Raw genomic sequence first — 23,331 nt, forward strand, 5'->3', positions numbered from 1 at the left:
CGGGGCAGAGCCCCGCTCTACGGCGCGCGGTGGGTCGGTTCGTGAATCGGGCAGCGGTTGAACCGCGAACGGAACTCCCGTGAGGCTGCCATCACCACGCGCCGGGCGCGGTTGAGGTTGCCCAGTGGCTGGTGCGCCGCCAGGGCGTGCCATGGCGCAAAGGCGAGGGCATCTTCAGCCGCTTCGGCATCGGCGCTCCAGGACGGCTGTGCTTCCACCACGAGGCGACCCACGGGCAGGTACGGGCTGACGTCCTCCGGCCAGACCACCGATGCATCTTCGATCGGCATCTTCTCCAGATCGCGGCACAGCTGCACGCGCAGTTCCCATTCGGCCACCGCGCCAGGTTGCGCAAAGAACGCGGCGACCGCATCGCGCTGCGTGTCCGGCTCCGATTCCAGCTTCCTGCCCGTCAGCGCCACCAGGCCCGGCGAAATCGGCACCCAGGAGAACTTGGCGATGTAGTCGCCATAGCGGAACGGAACCTGGGTAAAGAACGTCTCGCCAAGGGGATGATGCTGCGGTTCGCCACCCAGCGCTTTCAACGATGCGCTCTGGCCGCCCACCGCTTCCAGGGCCGCCTCGGTACCGCGCAGCGTTGCCGAGATCACCTGTTTGGTGCGCGGCATGCGCTCGGTGGTGGCGGCCAGCAGCTTGGCCGAACGCAGGAAGCCGCTGATGCCCGGCGTGTTGAACGCGGGCCCGTTGACCATCAGGAAGTCCTGGCTGTGCAGCTCATCGCCGCCTTCAACGCGGGCGCCGGGCACGTCCAGGATCTTGACTGCCATTGCACGCGGGGTAGACACCGTGTCCGGCAGCTGTTCGGCCGGCGGCGACGACAACCGCACCAGTGCATCGAACTCGCCGGGTGCGGCGAACAGGCCCTGCGCAAGTTCTGGCGACAACCCATCCAGCACCCGGAAGCGTCCACGCAGCAAAGCGTGCCCCTTGGCATGCACGGCGCGATGCGCGTGCCCTTCATGCTCCGCCACGGTGTGGGCCATATCCGTGAACACTTTCACCATCTCGTCGATGGTGGCGTCCTCATCCGCATCACGGTGCTCGACGGCCGGGGAATAGGGAACAGCAGGCAGGGAAGGAGTCATCGCATGGGCATCCAGATCAGGCAGGAAGGGCTCCGCCACGCGGCCTTGGCAAACGTGCGGCTGGGGCATGCGCCCACCATGTGCGCTTCCGGGTGCAGGCATGGTGCATGCCAGATGCCGGTCATGCGAAGGACGCGTGCAGGGCCTTCACTGCGGCTCGCTATCATGTGCGCACCTTTCAAGCGTAGGCGGTAGTCGTGTCGGTAGCTCTGGTCTGGTTTCGCCGCGATCTGCGCCTTCAGGACAACCCTGCGCTGCAGGCCGCGCTCGAGGCCGGGCACACGCCGGTACCGGTGTACATCCATGCACCGCAGGAAGAGGGCGACTGGGCACCCGGCGCAGCCTCCGACACCTGGTTGCACCGTTCGCTGGCGGCGCTGGATGCCGACCTGCGCGCTCGCGGCTCGTCGCTGGTACTGCGCCAGGGCGACAGCGACGCCGAGCTTCAGGAGCTGATCGCCGAGACCGGCGCAGTGGCCGTTTACTGGAACCGCAAGTACGAACCGGCCACCCAGCCGCGCGATGCGCGGATCAAGCGTGAGCTGCGCGAACAGGGCATCGAAGCAGAGAGCCACAACGGCAGCCTGATGTTCGAGCCCTGGGACATCGCCACCCTGCAGGGCGGCCCCTACAAGGTGTTCACCCCGTTCTGGCGCAATGCGTTGACCCGCATGAACCTGCCCGCACCGTTGCCGGTGCCGGAGCGCCTGCCGTCGCACAAGGCCACGGGCGTAAGTCTTGACACGTTGCAGCTGACCCCCACGCTCGACTGGGACCGGCAGTTCTGGGAGCACTGGCAGCCGGGTGAGGCAGGCGCCGACGAAGCGCTGACGGTGTTCATCGACGGCGCACTGAACGGCTACCGCCAGCAGCGCGACCTGCCGGATCGGGTGGGGACCTCGCTGTTGTCCCCGCACCTGCATTTCGGCGAAATTTCTCCGTGGCAGATCGTGCGTCGGCTGGAGAAAGAGCGCAGCGCCAGCCGCGATGCCGACATCGACGGCTACATCCGCGAACTGGGCTGGCGCGAATTCTCCTACCACCTGATGCACCACTTCCCGCAGACACCGGAACAGAACCTCAATCCACGTTTCGCGTCCTTCAAATGGGCCGCGCCGAACGCAAGCCAGCTGCAGGCGTGGCAACAGGGCCGTACCGGCATACCGATCGTCGACGCCGGCCTGCGCGAACTGTGGGCCACCGGCTACATGCACAACCGCGTGCGCATGATCGTGGCCAGTTTCCTGTGCAAGCACATGCGCCAGCACTGGCTGCACGGCGCGCGCTGGTTCTGGGACACGCTGGTGGACGCCGACCTGGCCAACAACACCATGGGCTGGCAGTGGGTGGCCGGAACCGGGGCAGATGCGGCACCGTACTTCCGCATCTTCAATCCGGTCACGCAGTCGCAGAAGTTCGATCCGCATGCGCGCTACATCACGCGCTGGGTGCCTGAACTGGCGGCGTTGCCGGTCAAGGCGCGCTTCGCACCGTGGCAGTCGCAGGCCCTGCTGGCCGAGCTCGCGCCGTCCTATCCCGCCGTGCCGCTGGTGGATCTGGCAGCCGGGCGGGAAGCTGCATTGGCCGCATATCGGCACACGGGCTAGAGCCAGCTACCTGAATGGAATGCCGAATACCTGCGTGTTCATCATGCAGGCATCGCATTTCCCTGTTTATCCTTCTGGCCATTCACACGCCGCACGGCCGTCACTCGAGGAGAACACCATGATCCGATCCGCACCCCGCAACGTGGCCCTGGCCCTGATGACTGCCGCCGCCCTGTCGGCCTGCGCCACCGGTGGCACCTACGTGCAGAGCGACCAGTACGGCAACCCGACCGAGCAGCAGAGCCGCACCGGCCGCAATGCGCTGATTGGTACCGCCATCGGCGTGGCCGCCGGCCTGCTGACCGGCGACAGCGCCACCGAACGCCGCCAGCACGCCATGGTGGGCGCGGGCATCGGCGCACTGGCCGGTGCCGGCGTGGGCGCTTACCAGAACAAGCAGGAGCGCCAGCTGCGCGAGCGTACCGCCAACACCGGCATCGACGTGCAGCGCCAGGGCGACAACATCGTGCTGAACCTGCCGGACGGCGTGACCTTCGACTTCGGCAAGTCCGCGTTGAAGCCGCAGTTCTACCCGGCGCTCAATGGCGTGGCCTCCACGCTCAACGAGTACAACCAGACCATGATCGAAGTAGTCGGTCACACCGACAGCATCGGCAGCGACGCGGTCAACAACAAGCTCTCCAAGGAGCGTGCCGATTCGGTGGCCGCGTACCTGAGCGGCCAGGGTGTGCAGAGCGTGCGCATGGAAACCCTGGGCGCAGGCAAGGCTTACCCGATCGCCGACAACAGCACCGATGCCGGCCGCGCCAAGAATCGTCGCGTCGAAATTCGCGTGATCCCGCTGACGCAGTAACAACGCACAGCGTTGTTACTGCGATACGTCGGTAACACCGGCGTATAGCGAAAATGCCGCCCCGACGGGCGGCATTTTCTGTAGAGCCGGGCTCTGCCCGGCTGCCCCAACCATCACTCCGCAGTAACCGTCTCCAGAATCCGCTTCCCGGTCTCCTGCAGCTCCGCTTCCGCTTCCTTCGCCTGCTGCTTGGCCAGCTTCGCTGCCGGGCACTGCGCCAGCATGTAGTTCGCGTCGAAGTTCAGCTTTTCCACCAGGAAATCCACGAACGCGCGCACCTTCGGCGACACCAGCCGCCCACCGGCAAACACCGCGTTGAAGTCCACTTCCGGCCCGGTCCAACCCGCCAGCACGCGGCGCACCATGCCCGACTCGATGAACGGCTTGGCCATCACGTCACCGGTCAGCAGCAGCCCTTCGCCACACACCAGTGCGCCGTTGAGCGCTGACGGATCATTGGCCACCAGCAGCGGATTGACCGGGAAATCGCGCAGGTCGCCGCCATTCTCGCCAAGCTGCCAGAAGAACCGGTTGTTGTTGAGGTTGCGCGCCTTGCGCATCGCCAGGATGCGGTGGAACTGCAGCTCGTCCGGATGCAGGGGCTCGCCGTAGCGTTCGATGTACGCCGGGCTTGCGAATACCTGGGTGCGCAGGCTGCCCAGCTTGCGCGCCACCAGGTTCGAGTCCGGCAACGCACCCACGCGCAGCGCCAGGTCCGCTTCGCCTGCAATCAGGTCCAGCTTTTCGTTGCCCAGGTGCATGTCCAGCTGGATTTCCGGGTACTGCGCGTGGAACTGCCCCAGCAGCGGCGCGATCCAGGTGATGCCGATGGAGTAGGGCACGGTGAAGCGCAGCCAGCCGCGCGGGCCGGACTGCAGCTGGTTGACCGCACCTTCGGCTTCTTCCAGCTCGCGCGCGATGCGCTGGCAGTGCTCGTGGTAGACCGAGCCGGCCTCGGTCAGGCCCAGTCGGCGCGTGGTCCGGTGCAGCAGCCGTGCACCCAGGCGGGTTTCCAGTTCCTGCACCTTGCGGCTGACGGTGGTCTTGGGCAGGCCGAGCGCGTTGGCAGCTGCGATGAAGCTGCCTTGCTCGACCACCTTGACGAAGATCAGCGTGTCGTTGAGATCGTGGGCCATGAGGAGGATCCGAATCGGGGTGGGTAGGGTGCCCGAAAGATTGTGCCGGGTACGGGACGATTATTCCCCTTAATTCGGACTAATCAAGGGGGAGTTCGAGGACTAATCTGGCGCCATTCCCGATTTGGAGGACGCCAACCATGTGGTTGCAGAACATTCTTGGCCGCGTCATTGGCGGCCGTACCCCCTCGCTGGACCTGGCCCTCACCGTTGAGAAGCGCCCCTCGGCCTTCTCCGGCAAGGCTTTCCGCGAGTTCACCCCGCCCGCCAACCTGCAGCGCGGCGGCAGCCTGCGCCTGGGCGCCCGCAATGGCGGCCGACTGGGCCGAATTGGGATTATCCCGGCGACGGGAGTTAAAGTCCCATGAGTGGGACGCTGGCCCCCGAGGTTCTGGTGCTGGGCGGCACCGGCAGCGTCGGGCAGGGCATCGTGGCCGCGCTGCTGGAGGCCGGCAGCCCGGTCCTGGTGGTCGGCCGCGACCCGGGCCGGCTTGCCGCACTGCGCGAGCAGTTCGCCGACGAACCTGGCCTGGAAACCCTGCTCGGGTCGCTCGGCGATGACGGCTCCGCGCGCAGCGTGGCCGAACGCGTCGCGCAGCGCCGCCGCCCGCTGGCCGCCGTGGTCGACGCGATGGGCGGCCCTTACAACCGCGGCCGGGTCACCGACCGCAACGGCGACGCCCTGCTGCAGGCGCTGCAGGCCGACGTGATGCCGCATGTGCATGCCGGCCGCCACCTGCTGCCACTGCTGCAGGGCGGCCCGCACGCGCGCCGCTACGTCGTGATCGGTGGACCGGCCGGCTACAAGGCGTGGGCCGGGCACGGCGAAACCTCGATCACCATGTCGGCCACTCGCATGTATGCGCAGGTGCTGCACCAGGAAGCGCAGGCACTGGGCGTGCGTGCGCAGATGCTGGAAGTGAACAACCCCGTCTGCACGCCCATCAACGCCGCGAACGCCTGCATCGAATGGCCGAGCGCGCTGCTGGTCGGGCGCCGGCTGGTGTCGCTGCTCGACAACTGCACCGACAACCGCCCCATCGTCCGCTGCGACACCCGCGATGCCGAACTTCCCCGCGGCCTGCTCAACCAGGAATGGCCGCCGGACCGCTCGCACAACATCGCAGGGACCGCTTGACCTCTACCAAGGTTGAGGTCTCACGCTACGCCACCTCGTTGCACCGCCCTTCTGTTTTTCGCCTCACCCACTTTGCCGTAAGGATGCATCTCATGACCTCCCACACTCCCACCTCCACCCGCATCACCCGACGGCTGGCCATGGCCGGCGTGTCGATCCTCGCCGCTGCGGTGCTGGCCGCCTGCAGTGGCGGCCACGCCGAAGAAGCCGGCGCGCCACCGCCGCCGCAGGTCAGTGCCGCGCCGGTGCTGGTCAAGCCGGTCAGCCAGTGGGACGACTTCAGCGGCCGCGTCGAAGCGGTGCAGAGCGTTGAACTGCGCCCGCGCGTGTCCGGCTACATCGACAAGGTCAACTATGTCGAAGGCGATGAAGTGAAGAAGGGCGACGTGCTGTTCACCATCGACGCACGCAGCTACCGCGCCGAACTGGACCGCGCCACCGCCGAACTGGCCCGCGCCCGTACCCAGGCCACGCTCAGCCGCAGCGAGGCCGAACGTGCACGCCGCCTCTCCGACCAGCAGGCGATCTCCACCGAAACCTGGGAACAGCGTCGTGCCACCGCCGACCAGGCGCAGGCGTCAGTCATGGCTGCGCAGGCTGCCGTGGACGCGGCCCGCTTGAACGTGGAGTTCACCCAGGTCCGCGCCCCCATCGACGGCCGTGCCGGCCGCGCGATGGTGACCGCCGGCAACCTGGTCACCGCCGGCGACAGTGCCAGTGTGCTGACCACGCTGGTCTCGCTGGACAAGGTGTTCGTGTACTTCGATGCCGACGAAGGCACCTTCCTGCGCTACGCCCAGATGGCCCGCAAGGGCGAACGCCCGAGCGAGCGCGACAGCGACCTGCCGGTCAAGGTCGGCCTGTCCGGTGAAGAGGGCTTCCCGCACGCGGGCAAGGTCGACTTCCTCGACAACCAGGTCACCCGCAGCACCGGCAGCATCCGCGTGCGGGCACTGCTGGACAACGCCGATCGCGTGTTCACGCCCGGCCTGTTCGCCCGCGTGCAGCTGCTCGGCAGCGGTGAGTTCCAGGCCATGCTGATCGACGACAAGGCCGTGCTCACCGACCAGGACCGCAAGTACGTGTACGTGGTCGACAAGGAAGGCAAGGCGCAACGTCGTGACATCACCCTGGGCCGTACCGCCGAGGGCCTGCGCATCGTGCAGCAGGGCCTGAACGCAGGCGACCGCGTGATCATCGACGGCGTGCAGAAGGTCTTCATGCCCGGCATGCCGGTGCAGGCCAAGGCGGTTGCGATGCAGCCGACCCCGGCGGTCGTACCGGCACGTGCTACTGCGTTGAATTAAGGGCGGCCGGGCAGAGCCCGGCTCTACCCGCAGCCGGGCATGGCCCGGCGTTACCCGCCTCGTGCGCACCACCTCCGCTGTCGATTTCGACAGCGGCCGGGGTGCTGCACGCCGGCGTTGCTGAAAATACCAGGAATCCACACATGGACTTTTCCCGTTTCTTCATCGACAGGCCGATTTTCGCGGCGGTGTTGTCGATCGTGATCTTCGCCGCCGGCCTGATCTCCATCCCGATCCTGCCGATCGGCGAGTACCCCGAAGTGGTGCCGCCGTCGGTGGTGGTGCGCACCGTGTATCCGGGTGCCAACCCGAAGGTGATCGCCGAAACCGTGGCCACCCCGCTGGAAGAGGCGATCAACGGCGTCGAGGGCATGATGTACCTCAAGTCGGTGGCCGGCTCGGACGGCGTGCTGCAGATGACCGTCACCTTCCGCCCGGGTACCGACCCGGACGACGCGGCGGTGAAGGTGCAGAACCGCGTGGCCCAGGCGCAGGCGCGCCTGCCTGAAGACGTGCGCCGCCAGGGTGTGACCACCCAGAAGCAGTCGCCGACCTTCCTGATGGTGGTGCACCTGACCTCGCCGAACGGCAAGTACGACACCCTGTACCTGCGCAACTACGCCCGCCTGCACGTCAAGGACGCGCTGGCGCGCATTCCCGGCGTGGGCGACGCGCAGATCTTCGGCGGCGGCGACTACGCCATGCGCGCCTGGCTCGACCCGGACAAGGTGGCCGCGCGCGGCCTGACCGCCAGCGACGTGGTCCGCGCCATGCGCGAGCAGAACGTGCAGGTCTCGGCCGGCCAGCTCGGCGCCGAACCGATGCCCAACAGCCAGTTCCTGACCCTGATCAATGCCCAGGGCCGCCTGCGCAGCGAGCAGGAGTTCGGCGACATCGTGCTCAAGGCCGGCACCGACGGTGAAGTGGTCCGCCTGTCCGACGTGGCCCGGGTCGAACTGGGCGCCGGCGACTACACCCTGCGCTCGCAGCTGGATGGCAAGAACGCGGTCGGCATCGGCATCTTCCAGGCCCCCGGCGCCAACGCGCTGGAGATCCGCGATGCGGTGATCGGCACCATGGACGAAATGCAGAAGACCTTCCCGGCCGACGTGAAGTACGAAGCGGTGTACGACACCACCATCTTCGTGCGCGACTCGATCAAGGCCGTGGTTTCGACCCTGCTGGAAGCCATCGCGCTGGTGGTGCTGGTGGTGATCCTGTTCCTGCAGACCTGGCGCGCCTCGATCATTCCGCTGATCGCAGTGCCGGTGTCGATCGTGGGTACCTTCGCCGCGCTGTACGTGCTGGGCTTCTCGATCAATACGCTGAGCCTGTTCGGGCTGGTGCTGGCGATCGGCATCGTGGTCGACGACGCGATCGTGGTGGTGGAGAACGTCGAGCGCAACATCGAAGAAGGCCTGTCGCCGACCGCGGCCGCCCACCAGGCCATGAAGGAAGTCTCCGGCCCGATCATCGCGATCGCGCTGGTGCTGTGTGCGGTTTTCGTGCCGATGGCCTTCCTGTCCGGCGTGACCGGTCAGTTCTACAAGCAGTTCGCCGTCACCATCGCCATTTCCACGGTGATCTCGGCGATCAACTCGCTGACCCTGTCGCCGGCCCTGGCCGCGCGCCTGCTCAAGCCGCATGACGCGGCCAAGGACGCGCCGACCCGGATCATCGACCGCCTGTTCGGCTGGATCTTCCGGCCGTTCAACCGCTTCTTCAAGTCCAGCTCGGAGAAGTACGAGCGCAGCGTCTCGAAGATCCTCGGTCGTCGCGGCGCGGTGTTCGTGGTGTACGCGGTGCTGCTGGTCGGTACCGGTTTCATCTTCAAGCTGGTGCCGCCGGGCTTCATTCCGACCCAGGATAAGCTGTACCTGATCGCCGGCGTGAAGCTGCCGGAAGGTTCCTCGATCGCGCGTACCGATGAAATGCTGCGCAAGGTCGCCAAGATCGCGCAGGAAACCGACGGCGTGGCCCACACCATTTCGTTCCCGGGCCTGAACGCGCTGCAGTTCACCAACACGCCCAACACCGGCGTGGCGTTCATCCCGCTCAAGCCGTTCAACGAGCGCAATGGCCGCACCGCTGCCGAGATCAATGCCGAGATCAACCAGAAGATCGCCGGGCTGCAGGAAGGCTTCGCCTTCGCGATGATGCCGCCGCCGATCCTGGGCCTGGGCAACGGCAACGGCTACCAGATGTTCATCGAAGACCGTGGCAACCTGGGCTATGGCGCATTGCAGACGGCGGTGAGCCAGATGCAGGGCGCAGTGGCGCAGACCCCGGGCATGGCGTTCCCGATCACCAGCTACCAGGCCAACGTGCCGCAGCTGGACGCAGAAGTGGACCGGGTCAAGGCCAAGGCGCAGGGCGTGCAGCTCACCGAGCTGTTCGACACCCTGCAGACCTACCTGGGTTCGTCGTACGTCAATGACTTCAACGAGTTCGGTCGTACCTGGCAGGTCATCGCCCAGGCCGACGGCCAGTTCCGCAACAGCGTGGAAGACATCGGCAAGCTGCGTACCCGCAACGACCGTGGCGAAATGGTGCCGATCGGTTCGATGGTGACCGTGAAGGAAACCTACGGCCCGGACCCGGTGCTGCGCTTCAACGGGTACCCGGCCGCCGACCTGGCCGGTGAAGCCGACCCGCGCATGCTGTCCTCGGCCCAGGCCATGAGCAACCTGACCGAGATCGCCGCCAAGGTGCTGCCGGTGGGCATGACCACCGAATGGACCGACCTGAGCTACCAGCAGGCCACCCAGGGCAAGGCCGCCTTCATCGTGTTCCCGGTGGCGATCCTGCTGGCGTTCCTGGTGCTGGCCGCGCTGTACGAGAGCTGGTCGCTGCCGCTGGCGGTGATCCTGATCGTCCCGATGACGCTGCTGTCGGCCCTGTTCGGCGTATGGTTGACCGGCGGTGACAACAACGTGTTCGTGCAGGTCGGCCTGGTGGTGCTGATGGGCCTGGCGTGCAAGAACGCGATCCTGATCGTCGAATTCGCCCGCGAGCTTGAAATGGGCGGCAAGGGGATCGTGGAAGCCGCGCTGGAAGCCTGCCGCCTGCGACTGCGCCCGATCGTGATGACCTCGATCGCGTTCATCGCCGGCACCATCCCGCTGGTGCTGTCGCATGGCGCCGGTGCGGAAGTGCGCTCGGTGACCGGCATCACCGTGTTTGCCGGCATGCTCGGCGTGACCCTGTTCGGCCTGTTCCTGACCCCGGTGTTCTACGTGGCGCTGCGCAAGTTCGTCAGCCGCAACGGCGGCGGCAAGCTGGTCGCCCACGGCGACTCCACCCTCCATCACTGATCCCGATCCCCACGAGGACTTTCCATGAATACTGCTACTTCCAAGATCGCGCTGGTCACCGGCGCCACCCGTGGCATCGGCCTGGAAACCGTGCGCCAGCTGGCCCAGGCCGGCGTGCATACGCTGCTGGCCGGTCGCAAGCGCGACACCGCCGTGGCCGAAGCGCTGAAGCTGCAGGCCGAGGGCCTGCCGGTGGAAGCGATCCAGCTCGACGTGGTCGACGCTGCCAGCATTGCCGCGGCCGTGCAGGAGATCAGCGACCGTCACGGTCGCCTGGACATCCTGGTCAACAACGCCGGCATCCTGCTCGACAACCCGGCGCTGGCGCCGTCGGCGCAGACCCTGGACACCTGGCGCAGCACCTTCGACACCAACCTGTTCGCGGTGATCGCCGTGACCCAGGCGTTCCTGCCGCTGCTCAACCAGTCGCCGGCCGGCCGCATCGTCAACGTGTCCAGCATCCTCGGCTCCCTGACCCTGCACAGCCAGCCCGGTTCGCCGATCTACGGCTTCATGGTGCCGGCCTACAACGCCTCCAAGAGCGCGGTGAATGCCTGGACCGTGCAGCTGGCGTACGAGCTGCGCGAGAGCACCACCAAGGTCAACACCGTGCACCCGGGTTACGTGAAGACCGACATGAACAGTGGCGAAGGCGAGCTCGAAATCGCCGACGGCGCGCGCTCCAGCGTGGGCATGGCGCTGATCGGTGCCGACGGTCCCAACGGCAGCTTTACTTACCTGGGCGAGGTGCTGCCATGGTGATCCGTGTGTTGACCGCCGCCGTTGCCAGCGCACTGCTGGCCGGCTGCGTCAGCGTCGGCCCGAACTACCAGGCACCGCCGGCACAGCCGGTGGTCCTGCAGGGCGCGGCCGCGCCGGTGTTCAGTACTACTTCGCCGGTGGCCAGCTGGTGGGCGCAGTTCGACGACCCGGTGCTGGAACAGCTGGTGCACGACGCGCTGGGCGACAACCTCGACCTGCGCATCGCCATGGCGCGGGTCCGCGAGGCCCGTGCGGTGTTCGTCGAACAGCGCCTGGACCAGTTGCCGCATGTCACCGCGGGCGGCAGTTACGACCGCCGCAAGCAGCCGGACCTGACCGCCGGTGGCGAGCGCGTCTTCGGCGAAACCTACCAGCTTGGCTTTGATGCGGGCTGGGAGCTGGACCTGTTCGGTCGCCAGCGCCGGGCCGCCGAAGCGGCGCGCGCCGACCTCGGCGCAGAGCAGGACAACCTGGCCGACGCGCAGGTCACCGTGGCTGCGGAAGTGGCACGCAATTACTTTGAGCTGCGCGGCACCCAGAAGCGGATCGACGTCGCCCAGCGCACCCTGGTCAACCTGCGCGACACGCAGCGTCTGACCGAAGCACGCTGGGAGCTGGGCGCGGGTAGCGAGCTGGACGTGCAGAGCAGCCGGGCGCGGTTGAAGGCGATCGAGGCCGACATTCCGCTGCTGGAAGTGGCCGAGGTGCAGTCGCGGCACCGCCTGGCGGTGCTGCTGGGGCAGCGTCCGGATGCGCTGGATGCGTTGCTGGCACCGCGCGAGGTGCCGCCGTACGCGAAGGCGTTGCCACTGGGCGACACCACCGACCTGCTGCGCCAGCGCGCCGACGTGCGCGTGGCCGAGCGTCGGCTGGCGGCTGCCACTGCGCGGGTTGGGGTGGCCACGGCCGACCTGTTCCCGCGGATCAGCCTCAGCGGTTTCGTCGGTTTCCTCTCTGGCGATGCCAGCGGGCTGGTCAACGGCAACAACAAGGCGTGGTCGGTGACCCCGTCGATCAGCTGGGCCGCGTTCGACTTCGGCACGGTCAAGGCACGGTTGCGCGCAAGCAAGGCGCAGGCCGACGGCGCTGCCGCCGAGTACGAGAAGGCGGTGCTGCTGGCGCTGGAAGACACCGAGAATGCGTTGACCCGCTATGCCAAGCAGCAGGCGCGGCTGGGCATCGTGGCCGAACAGGCGCAGGCCGCGCGGCGTGCCGAACAGCTCGCGCAGATCCGCTATCGTGAAGGCTCGGAAGACTTCCTGACCCTGCTCGATGCGCAGCGCACCCAGCTGGCCGCCGACGATGCGTTGGCGGCGGCCGAGTCCACCGTCAACGTCAGCGTCGTCGGTGTGTACAAGGCGCTGGGCGGTTGGGGCCAGCAGCAGGATGCCACCCCGCCGGCACTGGCCGGCACGATGCGGTAATCGTATGCAGGGGGCGGCATGCGTCGCCCCCTGCCATTTTTGTAATGGTTCGCCGCAAGGGCGTACCGGGAAACCCCGCGCTGACGGCTTTGCCTCTGCCGGGTCGGTCTGGGCCGGTGCTAAAAACACCGCCAGTCCGGGAGATGAGCCATGCAACGGAAGTGCTGGGAGCCGCCACGCGCGGCCAGGGAAGAACGCCATGCAGGCACTGCGGGCCTGTCGGCCAGCGTGATAGTGCTGCTGGTCGTCGCCGCGCTGACGGTCAGCCTGGGCTTTGCGTGGCTACCCGACAGCCTGCTCGGCATCGGGGTGGTCGGCGTCGGCCTGTTCCTCGCCATCAGCGCCCGCATCTGCCAGGCGCGCGAACAACACCAGGCGCTGTGCAGGGTGTTGGACAGCCTGCGCAGCGCGTTGCGATGAAGACCGTCAGCGCTTCGGTGCGGCTGGGAACACCAGCTCCGCCATCACCGGATAATGGTCCGACGGCACCACGCCGTTGTACGTCTGATCCAGCGTGCTGAAATGTTTCACCCCGAAACCGCGCACCAGGATCCAATCGATCTCCACCGTGGGCGTGTCGCTGAAGTTCTGGAAGGTCAGGCGGGGCCCGTCCACCTTGCCGGCCAGTTTTCGTGCATCGGCCAGCGTGCGGGTGAATTCGGCATAGGTGGGGCTGGTCGGCTCGCTGTTGAAATCGCCGGTGACCACCACCGGAATGTCCTTCGGCAGCTTCGCCAGTCGTTCGGTAATCAGCTTCGCACCCAGCACGCGGCGCGGTTCGTCCTCATCGCGATAGGGCAGGTGGGTGTTGTACAGGTAGAACTGCTTGCCGTCGCCCTGGCGCTGGAACAACGCCCAGGTGACCATGCGCGGCATCAGGTTGCCCCAGGTGATGCTGCCGGCGACCTCCGGCGTATCCGACAACCAGAAGTTGCCCGACTCGACCACTTTCAGTTTGGCGCTGTCGTAGAACACGCCCATGTGCTCCTCGTTGTCGCCCGGACCGCGCGGTTCACCGAACCAGCGATAGCCGGGCAGGTGCTGTACCAGGTACTCGGCCTGGTTGGTCTTCAGCTCCTGGGTACCGAACACCGCCGGGTGCTGGTCCTTCAACAGCGCCACCATCGCATCGCGACGGTCCTCCCAGCGCTTGTTGGGTTCGGTATCCACCGGCGTGCGCACGTTGAATGACATCACCCGCAGCGGTTCGGGGCTCTTGGCCAGTGCGGAGCCGAGCGGCAACGCCAGCGCGATCAGGGCCAGCAGGGCCGGACGACGAAAACGAGACAACATGGGAATCCCTCCATTCCGTGAAATCGTTTCCAGAGGGTCGCACGGAACCTGTGTCGCTGGATATGCGCAGATTGGCGAAACGGGTAGGGCAGAAGTCATGTCAGGCCCCGCTCACGCCGCCAGTTCTCGAAAAATGTGACGAGGTTGGGGTTCGGGTCCATGTCGGTGGCCCCCGGCGGCGTCGGTTCGCGCGGAAGGGGCGGCGTGCCGTACTGCTGCAGGTAGCGCACCGAGAACGGAGTGGCTTCGGGGAACCGGGCGCGCAGCTGCGGCACCACCACGCCGCCGCAGGAATCGCAGGTGTCCAGCAGCGAGAACAGGCGGAAGCTGGTGGCGGTCTGGTCCTGTGCGATGCAGCTGGCGATGGCGCGTTCTGAATCGTCGATGCGCAGGAACTCTTTGGGATGCAGATACCGGTCCGAGCCCAGCACCCGCTCGCCGTCGCTGCCGAGCAGGACCGGCAGGCTGGTGATGGTGTGCAGCGGCTCCACACCTCGCATGGCCTCGCGCGCATCCACGAACCGGGTGCCATCGCCAAGGTCCGGATGAGCATCCAGGAAAATCCTGCGGGCACGTTGTCCGCCCGACAGCGCGTAGTAGATGGTGCGCTGGCCGTGCGCGTCCACCACCTCGGCAAACGCCAGGTTGGCGCCGTTGAGATGCTTGAGGATCGGTCGGCCGGCATCGGGCACCGCCAGCGACGCAGCCGTCACCGGCGCCAGGCTGCCCTTGCCGCCGGTGGCGGGAAGCAGCGCGTTGAGGATGCCGGCGACAGATGCGCGTTCTTCTTCGCCAGCGGTTGTAAGCGCACGCCAGTCCGGCACAAGCCTGCGGGCCTTGGCGACAAAGCTGCGCTGGCTTGCCCGACCGGTGAGGATCTGGTCGGCAAACACCAGCGGCGCATTGGATCCCCCGTGCACTGCCTTGTAGGCCGCATACTCCTCATACGTGGAGTACTTCTCCAGCATGTCGTCAGGCAGCAGGGGCCTTACGTAGTTGAACTCCAGCTTCGCGATGTTGTGTCGATCCTGCTCCAGGTACGGCCGCATCATCCTGAGCCGGTGGCGTTCCGACGCGGCCAGGAAGGCATCGATCGCCCCCTTGTCCCGGTCCGGCCGCAGGCGGGTGAAGTGGAAGACAGTCTGACCTGGCCCGGTCATGCGCGCCTGGTAGAACACGCCGTCATCGGGTTCGATGCACAGCCCGCACAGGAACGGCGAGGCCACCGGGATGCCGCGCACCCGCCGGGCGTCGTCGATACCGGGCAGCAGTGCCCGGAGGTCCACCACCGGCAGCTCCGTTTCCAGGCGCGCAACGTGTTCCTCCCCGATCCCGTCGGGAAGCCCGAACGTGCGCTGGTCAGAGAGCGTTCCCTCCAGCGTGTCGGGGTAGGTGACGGTAGCCGGTAGGCCGAGCGCTTCCAGCTGATCGACCGGCAAGGGCACCAGTTGTGGCGCCGCGGTGCGTGCGGAGGGATTCCATGAACATACGTGGCCCTCATGCACCATCAGGCGCAGTGTTTCTCCGCTTTCCGGCGCCTTGTGCGCCAGATCCAGCGTGAACTCGCGCGTGGCGGCGGCGATGCCGTCCACGCGCTCGGGCGGCAACTGATCCAAGGGCAGGTCCTTGGCGGCGTCGGGAGTGAAGCGCAGGCGCGACTGCTGCGCGCAGGGGATCGCCACCAGCGAACGGCGCGGCCTGCAGTGACGGCAGCTCGTGCCACTGGCCGGGTGTTTCGCGTTGCGCTTCGGCGGTGGTCAGCTCGAACGCACTGCGCTGCTCATTGAGCCGGTAACTGCGCTCGCCGATCAGCATTTCCCAGTCATCGTTGCCGTGATCGAGGAATTGCGCGGGCGTGTCGCCCAGCGCAACGTGCAGACCTTCGTCCGTATGCTGGACCGGAATGGTGGGAGGCAGTTCATTTGCGAAGGTGCACGTGTCCAACCGGGGGCCGTACGGTTTTCCGGTGAACACGTCGTAGCGATGCCAGGCCGTACCGCGTGCGGCGACCAAGACCACGCTGCCATCCTCCAGCGTCGCCTCCGCGAGCGTTGGGGTGGCGGCGCGTCGCGCCTGCAGCGCCGCCTTCGGGACCCGTCCACTGGCAACCGCATGCTCAAGGGCGAGGGCAGACTCCTGCAGCGCCGGGCTGCCGCGCGCGATCCGCTTCAGCCAGTCCGCGCCCATCAGCGCCGTCTCCCAGGCATGGCTGCCGACCCACTGCGAGCCCTTGACCACGTTGCGCACGGTGCCCAGCCCGCCCTGCATCACCAGCGACGTGGCCAGCTTCTTCAGGGCTTGGGCAGACTCGGCTGCAATCGACGTGATGGTGTGCTCGCCCGCAGTGCGCACGATGCGGACGGTGCTGGCGAAGAACTCGCCCACCGGCGCCACCGTGGACACGACGTCCATCACGCAGCCGCCAATGGTATCGGCCGAGAAGTCACCGGCCCGCAGCTGTTCAACACAGCTCAAGCCGGGTACCAGGAACTCGGCCAATGCATTCAGATCGTGCAGCTCCTTCGCGTGAAGTTGCTCCAGCCCAGTGCGCTGCGCAAGTTCGTCCGTACGCGCCTGGTCCAGCCGGTCCTTCCAGAGATCCGATGCCGCCGCTCGCGCGAGCGCCTGGAAGGTGTAGGGGCCATTTCCGGTCACCGTGCTGCTGTACGGCGTCAGGGTCAGGTCAGCCAGCGGATCGAGCAGGTCGCCGTCACGCTCGCGCTGGACGTTGCCGGTGAACAATCCGTCGGTGTCCACCAGCCTGCCCAGGCTCGGGTCCTGCCATACCCGCCGCGCCACCCCGGCCTGCGGGATGATTTCGAAGCACACCGGCTCCGCGCCATGCTGGGTGGGTGTGCAACGCAGCAGCAGGCCGCGGTCGGCGTGCCGGTCGCCCAGGCTGATGCGCAGCGGCGTGCATTCCGACGATTCGATCAGGCGCCGGTCGCCTGCCGGGAGGCCTTTCAGCACCGTCTCGATGACACCGGCCAACCCCGTTTCCACGGTGCGCTTCCATGCTTCGAATGCGCTTTCGAATCGGCTCGCAGTGGTAGGGCCGTTGGTCGACACCCAGGCGTCGGCCACCACCAGTGCCTGTAGCGTGTCGTCGTTGGTGACCAGCGCGCGTTCGCGCGGATCATCGCCGCTGCCGGCGCCGGCGTTGTCCGGCTTGGCCAGTTCATACAGGTGCCTCTCGAACGCAATCAAGCGCGATGACACGATACCGTGGCGTTCCAGGTATGCCTCGCCGATGTCGACGGGACGGTGCGACCACAGCGCCGGATCCACGCCTGCCTCGCGCAGTGTCTGCGCGGCAATGTCCATGCGCTTGGGCGGATCGCTGGCCAGCTGCTGCACATGCAGCGCGTGCATGGCCTGGTCGGCCTGCACCAAGGTGAGCGCGTCGCACACCTGTTGCCCGGTGGGGGCGTCCAGCCGCGTGAGGTTGCCCGCGTCACCGTGCGCGGCCGCATACGCCAACGCTGCGGGTGCAAGCGCACGTGCCAACGCATCGTGCAGGTGATCGTGTTCGCCAGGCGTCTGCGCGGGCAGCGAGAGTTGCGCGGGCAGGGCACAGACCTCGTCGAAGCGGGCACCGCTGCAGGCGCCTGGCTGCATGCCATCCAGCAGCGTCGCGCCATGCCGCAGGGCCACGCTCTGCAGCGAGCCGCCGTAGGTGAGCCAGTCGGGAATGCCGTCCACCATCAGTGCCGGCTGCTCCAGCTCGCTGGCCAGCATCCAGTACAGCATGTCCAGCGCGGCCGGCGACGCCTCGCCGTTGCCATCCAGTACCGCCTGGCGCAGTTCGTGGGCCAACTGCACAAATGGCACATCCACCACCTCCGGTGCGGCGAAGCGTTCGCGCAACGCGTCGATCCGGTCGAGGCCGATGTAGCGTTCCAGCATCAACTGCGCGAGCAGTGCCTGCGCACCGCGCGCGGAAGCTGTATCTCCGGCGTCGCCACCCACCCAACCGGCCTCGGCCAGCAGCGGTTGGCAGAACGCAGCGAACTGGCGGGTGCGCGCCATCAGTGCCCAGACATTGGGTGGGGTCAACGGTTGGTCACCGATGCCGTCGCCTTCGGGCGGCTGCAGCAGGGACAGGCCGAATCCTTCGAGCAGGTCAACCAGCGCTGGCAGCTGCGCCGGGTCTACGCGAGGCGTGTCGGGGCGCGGGGGTGTGTCCGACTGGACGAGTGCTGCAAGCAGCGCATCGTCCGATGCGTCCGCGCCAAGCTCTGGCGCGTGGGGCGTCTGCAGCAGCGGGAAGTCCAGCGGCGCGCGCGCTGGCGCGGCCACGCGTGCGTCAGGCGGTAACAGCACTGCGCCGAATGCCAACGCTTCATCGGCCGTCAGCGCCGGATGCAGCCTCTGCAGGTCGATCGCCAGCGATAACACCGGCGCAGCATCGTTGGCGGGGTCGTGGGTGAGTCCCTTGGGATCGTCGCCGAGCGACAGCTGCACCTCAGCCGACGCGCCCAACATCGCAGCGCAGGTACTGGGCGACAACGGCGCCTCGCGGTCCAGCCGCGAGCCGGCGCTGCGGCCGGCGACCGAGCGTTCCAGATGCTGCCAGGCGACCTGCTGCGCACCGTCGCTGGCGCACCACCGGTCCAAAGCCTGCGGTGCCTCCATAATCCGTGACCACCGCGTTGGCGGCGCCTGCGCCCCGCGCGTTGCGGAGGCGGCAGCGAGTGCCTGCTCTACGGCATTGACTACGCCCTCGCGGTTGCTGCGCATACCGGGCGTTCGCCAGAGCGATGCCAGCTCCCGGTCAGGCAGCAGGCTGAGCCACTCGTCCGGCGACAGGTGCCAGGTAGATCCGCGCTGGAAGTCGTCGCGCCAGTGGCCGAACGCTTCTGCGCCCGGCGCGTTGGCCAGCTGCCGGAAGAAACCATGGACCAGCTCTGTTGTCACGTCTTCCACGCTGATCTCCACTGCCTGTGCCACCAGCCGCCTGGTCTCACTGCCGCGCATCAGGCGCATCAGGTCGCGCGCCTGCTGCTGTGGGTCGTCCGCGATCCGGTCGCGACCGAGCAGGTGACGCAGCACGGCGGCCGGCAGGGGCAGGGTGACCGTCATCGGCAGCAGCAAGGGTCGCAGGCGCTCGGGATTGCGTGCCAGGTCCAGCGCTTCCAGCTGGGCCAGGGCGCGGGAGGCGTGGGTGCCACCGGCCCACGCGAAGAAGCCCGCATAGGCGGGGTAGGCAGCGCGGTACCACGGGTCGGCCTTTGCCATCGGCAGGTCCAGTCCCGAGTACAGCTGCAGCAGCGGAGCGATCACCTCACCGGTGAGCACACGCAGGTCGTTGCGGCGGGGATCGATCACCGACTGCAGCGGCGGTTCCAGGTCTTCGTAGCGCGCCAGCGAGGCGGCGACCTGGTGGAACAGCGCGCCCAGTTCGGTAACCCAATGCGTGCCAGCCACGGCAGCCTTGCGATCGAGGTGGTCGCGCCAGTCGGCAGTGCTGGGCGGCTTGCCGCGCCAGTCCCAGTCCTTGCCGAAGCGCAGTTCATCGACCTCACCGCGCAGCGTCACCAGCAGGTCCGCGAGCAGGGTGTCCGCGCTGTCGAGCAGGTCGAACGTCGTTTCGTCCAGCAACGCAGGTTGCGCCTGTACCAGCCAGGTGCGCATCTTTTCGGTACTGGAGCCGTGCGGTAATGGCCTGCCGTAGGCGAGGTGCATGCGCGCACGGTGCGCCTGCAGCTGCGCGTCGGTCATCGGCGTTGCCATGCGGCCAGCCACGGTGTCGGTGTGCCAGGCCAACCCATCGAAGTGCGCATGCGCGGTGACCAATGCGTTGGGGTCCTGTGCCTGCACGTGCGCGACGGCCGCGCGACCGACGCGGGCAAGGCTGTGCATCGCCCTGCGTTCGCCTTCGGCGTGCGGGTGCTGGGTGAGCTGTTCCAGCATGCGCGCGAACGCGTAGGCGCGTGCGCTGGCGCCGCCGTCGGCCAGGCTGCGGCGGGCGCCTTCCGGCAGCATCGGCAACTTCTGCAGCGCCTCGTACCACGCCCGTGCGGGCTTGGATCCGAAGAAGGCAGCCAGTGCGTCCGGGCTGGGAGCACGGTGCTGCAGGTCCAGCCCGGCCTGCGCAAACGCATCGGTGACTGCTGCATGCAGGCCACCGAGGGTGCGCGGTACCTGCCAATCCAACGCGTTCCACCAGTCGCCGGGTACCAGGCGGTCGAGCAGCGGCGCCTGTACCAGCAGCGGCAGCCGGCCGTCGACTGGAAGCATCTCCTGGGCCACCGCGCCGTAGCGCGGCAACGCGGCGGGCGCGGCGGCGGCCGGTTGGCCCACATCGGTCAGCGCGCCGGCATCTGCGCGTGGCGCGGGCGTGCGGTGGTGAAGCATCGGCCTCGCCGTGGGTGCCGGCACGATGTCGTTCACGGGGCACATCCCGTCTGTCGGCGTGGCGCGCGTGGCGTCGGGCGCCGTCAACGTGGTCGGTCCGGCGGGCTGACGTGCGAGGAATGCGCCGATCCCTGCGCTTTGCTCGCGCAACATGCCGGGTACGTTATGCGGCGCTTCCCAGCACTGACCGCGCAGCGCCACGGCACTGCCCATCTGCTGGCGGCCAAGCAGGGGGCCGGTGTCGTCCACTAGCGGTGCTTCACCCGCCAGCGGCGTACAGGCCACTACGTTGACCCGCTGTGCCCACGCACCGCCTAGCCCGAAAGGCTGCACGGCGTTCGCGACCGCTTCGGGCGTCGGCATGGCCCTGCTGCCCAGCAGACTCGCGCCTTTCACTGCAGCAAAGCCGAGGCCTGCGCCGGCCTCCACCAGCCTCTGCAGCTGCCACGGAAGGCTAAGCAGGCTGACCGCTGCATTCGCGAGGCTGTCGTAACGGCCCAAGGGCTGCACGGGAGCAGGGGTGTCGATGGTGGCCTGTTCCGCCACGGCCAGCAGCTGCATGGCCAGCGGCGGAGGCGCCTTTCCGGAAGCTGCTTCCGCCGTGGAGGATGCGTCGGACCCGGTGCGCGTTGTGACCTGCTGCATCGCGGACAAGCGTGCACGAATGTTCTCAATCGACCCGGCATCGCCTGCGTGGGCAAACACCGTGCGCAGTCCCGCGCGCGGATCGAGAAGGCTGGCATCGCGCTGCTCATGCTGGCGCACGCATTTGAGCGCCTCCCGCTGCGTCTCGGTGGAGGCGGTTGGTGCCAGTTCTGCGAGGATCTTCGCCATGGCGGCATGGCGTTTTTCGGTATTCAGACCACCGTACTGCGTGCGCTGATGGTCGAGCGCAACCTGCCGGGCGTCCACGTCCACGTCCGCATCGCGCGCACGCGGGTCGGCAAGCATTTCCTGCCACGCACCAGGCGTCTTGTCCAAGGGCCGATACAACGCATCGCGCAGGCGCTGCAACAGCGGATCGCGACCGGAAACAGCCGCAGTCAAGCGCGCCCTTTCGGCAATGCATTCCACCTCCCAGTGCGCCTGCGGCAGGCGCAGGGCATACAGCAGCACGCAGCGCCAGGCGCCGGCCTCGTCGTCGCTGCAGGAGGGAAGTGCGCACCGAGTGGCCAACCACTCCGACAGTGCATCGCCGAGCGGGCTGCCTGGCAACCCGCCGTCGAGCAAGGCCCCCAGCAGCGTGGTATCGATCGGCCCCTTGGCCAGCGCGTCCGCCAACGCGTCCAGCTGCGCGAGCGGCACGCCGACCAGCGACAGCGTCGTCGCCTCGCGGTTTTGGACCTGCCACGGTGCGGCCGCTGGGCGCGTCTGCACCTGGACGGGGGCAGGGGTGCGCTGCGCGGCAGTCGCGGTACGGGATGCGGTAGGGCAGGGGGACAGGTTCGGCACAGGCATTGAATCGTGACAGGCGCAGGGGCGCGGAAGGGCGCCGATCCTACGGATGGGTCGCAGCGCTGCAATCGACAACGCCAATGGAACCTGACTAAACGAGTGACGCCATGCATCGAGATCGTTGCAGCATGGGGGATACCGACAGTTGGCCGACGCGCGTAGTCGGGAACGGCGACGTGTCGGTATCGGAATAGTTGTATCGGCTAGACTCGCCCCATCCTGGTTCGGGAAGTGCGCACGATGAAGCGGACGTGGTCGACCCTGATGCTGCTGACGATGGCGTGGGCAGCCCCCGTGCTGGCCAGCGATCCGCTGACGCCGGTGCTGGCCCGCTGGGACCAGGACGAACATCCCGACCTGCGCGCGGTGGTGGTGATGCGTGACGGCAAGATAGTCGCCGAACGCTATTACAACGGCGAAACCGCAGCCTCGCTGCACGATGTGCGCTCAGCCGGCAAAAGCGTCACCGCGCTGCTGGCCGGCATCGCCATCGACCAGGGCGCGCTGAAGAATGTGGACGAACGCGTCCCCACGCACTGGCCCGAGGCCGCCGGCAGCGCCGTTGGCGACGTGCGCCTGGACGACCTGCTGACCATGCGGTCCGGCCTGGCCGCCTTCGACGAAGATCCCGCCTCGCCGGGCAACGAAGACAAGCTCGACGAAGCCGCCTACCCGCTGGCGTTCGTGCTGGCGGTACCGCGCGCGACCCCACCGGGCCAGGTCTATCGTTACAACTCGCTGACCAGTTATGTAGTGGGCGTGGAACTGGCCAAGGCCGCCGGCATGTCGATGGCCGACTTCGCCCGCGCCAATCTGTTCACGCCGCTGGGCATCACCCGCTGGGAGTGGGCCAGCGACGCCGCCGGGTACACCAAAGGGCAGGGCAACCTGTCGCTGACCGCGCGCGACTTCGCCACCCTGGGCGAGATGGTCCGGAACAAGGGCCTGTACAACGGCCGCCGCATCGTCAGCGAGGCCTGGCTGGGCGAAGCACTTGCGCCCCGCGTCCCCATCGCAGACAGCGACCCCTACGCCGACCATTACGGCTATTTCTGGTACCACAAGGTCCACGACATCAACGGCCAGAAGGTGCCGGTGTCTTTCGCCTCCGGCAACGGCGGCAACAAGATCTACGTCATCCCCAGCCGCAAGCTGGTTGTGGCGATCACGTCCAGCGCGTACGGCAAGGGTTATGGGCAACGTCGCTCGGAAGCGATCCTCAAGGCGCTGCTGTCGGCCGACACGCCCGCGCCGTGAGGTACTCTGGTCAGTCCCCCATGTCAGAACACCGGACCGCCCGATGGATTACCAGCTGATCATCAAGTTCTGGCGCAAGTCGCTGGACGACGAAGGCTTCCTGGCTACGCTCGAAGCCGAACTGGGCGCGGCGCTGGGCAGCGCTGCGAAGCTGGACGGCTACGACGTCAGCGCGAAAGAGATCAACCTTTTCATGGACACCTCCGACCCGCGCCCGACCTTCCGCAAGGCCAAGGACGTGCTGGAACGGCTGGGTGTAATGCACAGCGTGTCGGCCGCCTACCGGCTGGTCGGCGGCGCGCAGTTCACCTCGCTCTGGCCGACCCGGATGGCGCGCAAGTTCACGCTGCCCTGAGTCGAA

The 23,331-nt window shown here is 67.5% G+C and carries 16 protein-coding genes; 11 read left to right on the forward strand and 5 right to left on the reverse strand.

The window, feature by feature from the left end; genetic code table 11:
- Positions 1–17 precede the first annotated feature (17 nt).
- Entirely contained in the window at positions 18–1,106 is a 1,089-nt protein-coding gene (locus HGB51_RS14755; RefSeq protein ID WP_070206425.1) for a catalase family protein, read from the reverse strand.
- Positions 1,107–1,303: 197 nt separating this feature from the next.
- On the opposite strand from HGB51_RS14755, the gene HGB51_RS14760 reads away from it, so the two are divergent.
- Both HGB51_RS14760 and HGB51_RS14765 read left to right on the forward strand, forming a co-directional pair.
- A complete protein-coding gene (locus HGB51_RS14760; protein ID WP_070206426.1) occupies positions 1,304–2,713 on the forward strand; it encodes a cryptochrome/photolyase family protein in 1,410 nt (469 codons plus the stop codon).
- A gap of 118 nt (positions 2,714–2,831) precedes the next feature.
- The gene (locus HGB51_RS14765) at positions 2,832–3,527 is read left to right on the forward strand and encodes a YiaD family glycine zipper/OmpA-like lipoprotein (RefSeq protein WP_070206427.1); all 696 of its coding nucleotides are present in this window, start codon (positions 2,832–2,834) and stop codon (positions 3,525–3,527) included.
- A gap of 113 nt (positions 3,528–3,640) precedes the next feature.
- Here the strand turns inward: HGB51_RS14765 and HGB51_RS14770 are convergent, their stop codons facing one another.
- Positions 3,641–4,663, reverse strand: coding sequence for a LysR family transcriptional regulator (locus tag HGB51_RS14770; RefSeq protein ID WP_070206428.1), 1,023 nt, complete (start codon positions 4,661–4,663; stop codon positions 3,641–3,643).
- A 140-nt stretch (positions 4,664–4,803) separates the two neighbouring features.
- Here HGB51_RS14770 and HGB51_RS14775 point away from each other — a divergent pair, with 140 nt between their 5' ends.
- The 7 genes from HGB51_RS14775 (at position 4,804) to HGB51_RS14805 (ending at position 13,028) form a co-directional block, all read left to right on the forward strand.
- The gene (locus HGB51_RS14775; RefSeq protein WP_070206429.1) at positions 4,804–5,031 is read left to right on the forward strand and encodes a hypothetical protein; all 228 of its coding nucleotides are present in this window, start codon (positions 4,804–4,806) and stop codon (positions 5,029–5,031) included.
- Complete coding sequence (locus tag HGB51_RS14780; RefSeq protein ID WP_070206430.1) at positions 5,028–5,801, forward strand: SDR family NAD(P)-dependent oxidoreductase; 774 nt, start codon at positions 5,028–5,030, stop codon at positions 5,799–5,801. The genes HGB51_RS14775 and HGB51_RS14780 overlap by 4 nt, the downstream gene beginning before the upstream one ends.
- A gap of 92 nt (positions 5,802–5,893) precedes the next feature.
- Entirely contained in the window at positions 5,894–7,108 is a 1,215-nt protein-coding gene (locus tag HGB51_RS14785) for an efflux RND transporter periplasmic adaptor subunit (RefSeq protein ID WP_084738799.1), read from the forward strand.
- Between the two features lie 143 nt (positions 7,109–7,251).
- The gene (locus HGB51_RS14790; protein WP_070206432.1) at positions 7,252–10,422 is read left to right on the forward strand and encodes an efflux RND transporter permease subunit; all 3,171 of its coding nucleotides are present in this window, start codon (positions 7,252–7,254) and stop codon (positions 10,420–10,422) included.
- A 24-nt stretch (positions 10,423–10,446) separates the two neighbouring features.
- Positions 10,447–11,184 (forward strand): SDR family oxidoreductase, encoded by a 738-nt coding sequence (locus tag HGB51_RS14795; protein ID WP_070206433.1) that lies wholly within the window; start codon positions 10,447–10,449, stop codon positions 11,182–11,184.
- Positions 11,178–12,608, forward strand: coding sequence for an efflux transporter outer membrane subunit (locus HGB51_RS14800; protein ID WP_070206434.1), 1,431 nt, complete (start codon positions 11,178–11,180; stop codon positions 12,606–12,608). The genes HGB51_RS14795 and HGB51_RS14800 overlap by 7 nt, the downstream gene beginning before the upstream one ends.
- A 150-nt stretch (positions 12,609–12,758) precedes the next feature.
- Positions 12,759–13,028: a hypothetical protein gene (locus HGB51_RS14805; RefSeq protein ID WP_070206435.1), complete on the forward strand. Its 270-nt coding sequence runs from the start codon at positions 12,759–12,761 to the stop codon at positions 13,026–13,028.
- A gap of 6 nt (positions 13,029–13,034) precedes the next feature.
- Here HGB51_RS14805 and HGB51_RS14810 read toward each other — a convergent pair whose 3' ends face one another.
- The 3 genes from HGB51_RS14810 to HGB51_RS14820 all read right to left on the reverse strand — a co-directional run bounded on the left by HGB51_RS14810 (position 13,035) and on the right by HGB51_RS14820 (position 21,635).
- Positions 13,035–13,901 carry an endonuclease/exonuclease/phosphatase family protein gene (locus HGB51_RS14810; RefSeq protein WP_070206436.1) on the reverse strand — a complete coding sequence of 289 codons (867 nt, stop codon included), beginning with the start codon at positions 13,899–13,901 and terminating at the stop codon, positions 13,035–13,037.
- Positions 13,902–13,996: 95 nt separating this feature from the next.
- Entirely contained in the window at positions 13,997–15,517 is a 1,521-nt protein-coding gene (locus HGB51_RS14815) for a deaminase domain-containing protein (RefSeq protein WP_171966871.1), read from the reverse strand.
- A complete protein-coding gene (locus HGB51_RS14820) occupies positions 15,399–21,635 on the reverse strand; it encodes a hypothetical protein (RefSeq protein ID WP_171966872.1) in 6,237 nt (2,078 codons plus the stop codon). Before HGB51_RS14820 ends, HGB51_RS14815 begins: the two co-directional genes overlap by 119 nt.
- A 318-nt stretch (positions 21,636–21,953) precedes the next feature.
- On the opposite strand from HGB51_RS14820, the gene HGB51_RS14825 reads away from it, so the two are divergent.
- Both HGB51_RS14825 and HGB51_RS14830 read left to right on the forward strand, forming a co-directional pair.
- Positions 21,954–22,970 carry a serine hydrolase domain-containing protein gene (locus HGB51_RS14825; protein WP_216666844.1) on the forward strand — a complete coding sequence of 339 codons (1,017 nt, stop codon included), beginning with the start codon at positions 21,954–21,956 and terminating at the stop codon, positions 22,968–22,970.
- A 43-nt stretch (positions 22,971–23,013) separates the two neighbouring features.
- Positions 23,014–23,325: a hypothetical protein gene (locus HGB51_RS14830; protein ID WP_070206439.1), complete on the forward strand. Its 312-nt coding sequence runs from the start codon at positions 23,014–23,016 to the stop codon at positions 23,323–23,325.
- The last annotated feature ends 6 nt before the right edge of the window (positions 23,326–23,331 follow it).

It is taken from the genome of Stenotrophomonas bentonitica, from assembly GCF_013185915.1.
In the GTDB taxonomy this organism is placed as follows: domain Bacteria; phylum Pseudomonadota; class Gammaproteobacteria; order Xanthomonadales; family Xanthomonadaceae; genus Stenotrophomonas; species Stenotrophomonas bentonitica.

Coding starts and splice junctions, on each gene's coding strand:
- HGB51_RS14785 (WP_084738799.1), top strand. CDS start 5,894: ATGACCTCCCACACTCCCACCTCCACCCGCATCACCCGACGGCTGGCC.
- HGB51_RS14810 (WP_070206436.1), bottom strand. CDS start 13,901: ATGTTGTCTCGTTTTCGTCGTCCGGCCCTGCTGGCCCTGATCGCGCTG.
- HGB51_RS14825 (WP_216666844.1), top strand. CDS start 21,954: ATGAAGCGGACGTGGTCGACCCTGATGCTGCTGACGATGGCGTGGGCA.
- HGB51_RS14765 (WP_070206427.1), top strand. CDS start 2,832: ATGATCCGATCCGCACCCCGCAACGTGGCCCTGGCCCTGATGACTGCC.
- HGB51_RS14830 (WP_070206439.1), top strand. CDS start 23,014: ATGGATTACCAGCTGATCATCAAGTTCTGGCGCAAGTCGCTGGACGAC.
- HGB51_RS14795 (WP_070206433.1), top strand. CDS start 10,447: ATGAATACTGCTACTTCCAAGATCGCGCTGGTCACCGGCGCCACCCGT.
- HGB51_RS14805 (WP_070206435.1), top strand. CDS start 12,759: ATGCAACGGAAGTGCTGGGAGCCGCCACGCGCGGCCAGGGAAGAACGC.
- HGB51_RS14770 (WP_070206428.1), bottom strand. CDS start 4,663: ATGGCCCACGATCTCAACGACACGCTGATCTTCGTCAAGGTGGTCGAG.
- HGB51_RS14800 (WP_070206434.1), top strand. CDS start 11,178: ATGGTGATCCGTGTGTTGACCGCCGCCGTTGCCAGCGCACTGCTGGCC.
- HGB51_RS14755 (WP_070206425.1), bottom strand. CDS start 1,106: ATGACTCCTTCCCTGCCTGCTGTTCCCTATTCCCCGGCCGTCGAGCAC.
- HGB51_RS14790 (WP_070206432.1), top strand. CDS start 7,252: ATGGACTTTTCCCGTTTCTTCATCGACAGGCCGATTTTCGCGGCGGTG.
- HGB51_RS14775 (WP_070206429.1), top strand. CDS start 4,804: ATGTGGTTGCAGAACATTCTTGGCCGCGTCATTGGCGGCCGTACCCCC.
- HGB51_RS14780 (WP_070206430.1), top strand. CDS start 5,028: ATGAGTGGGACGCTGGCCCCCGAGGTTCTGGTGCTGGGCGGCACCGGC.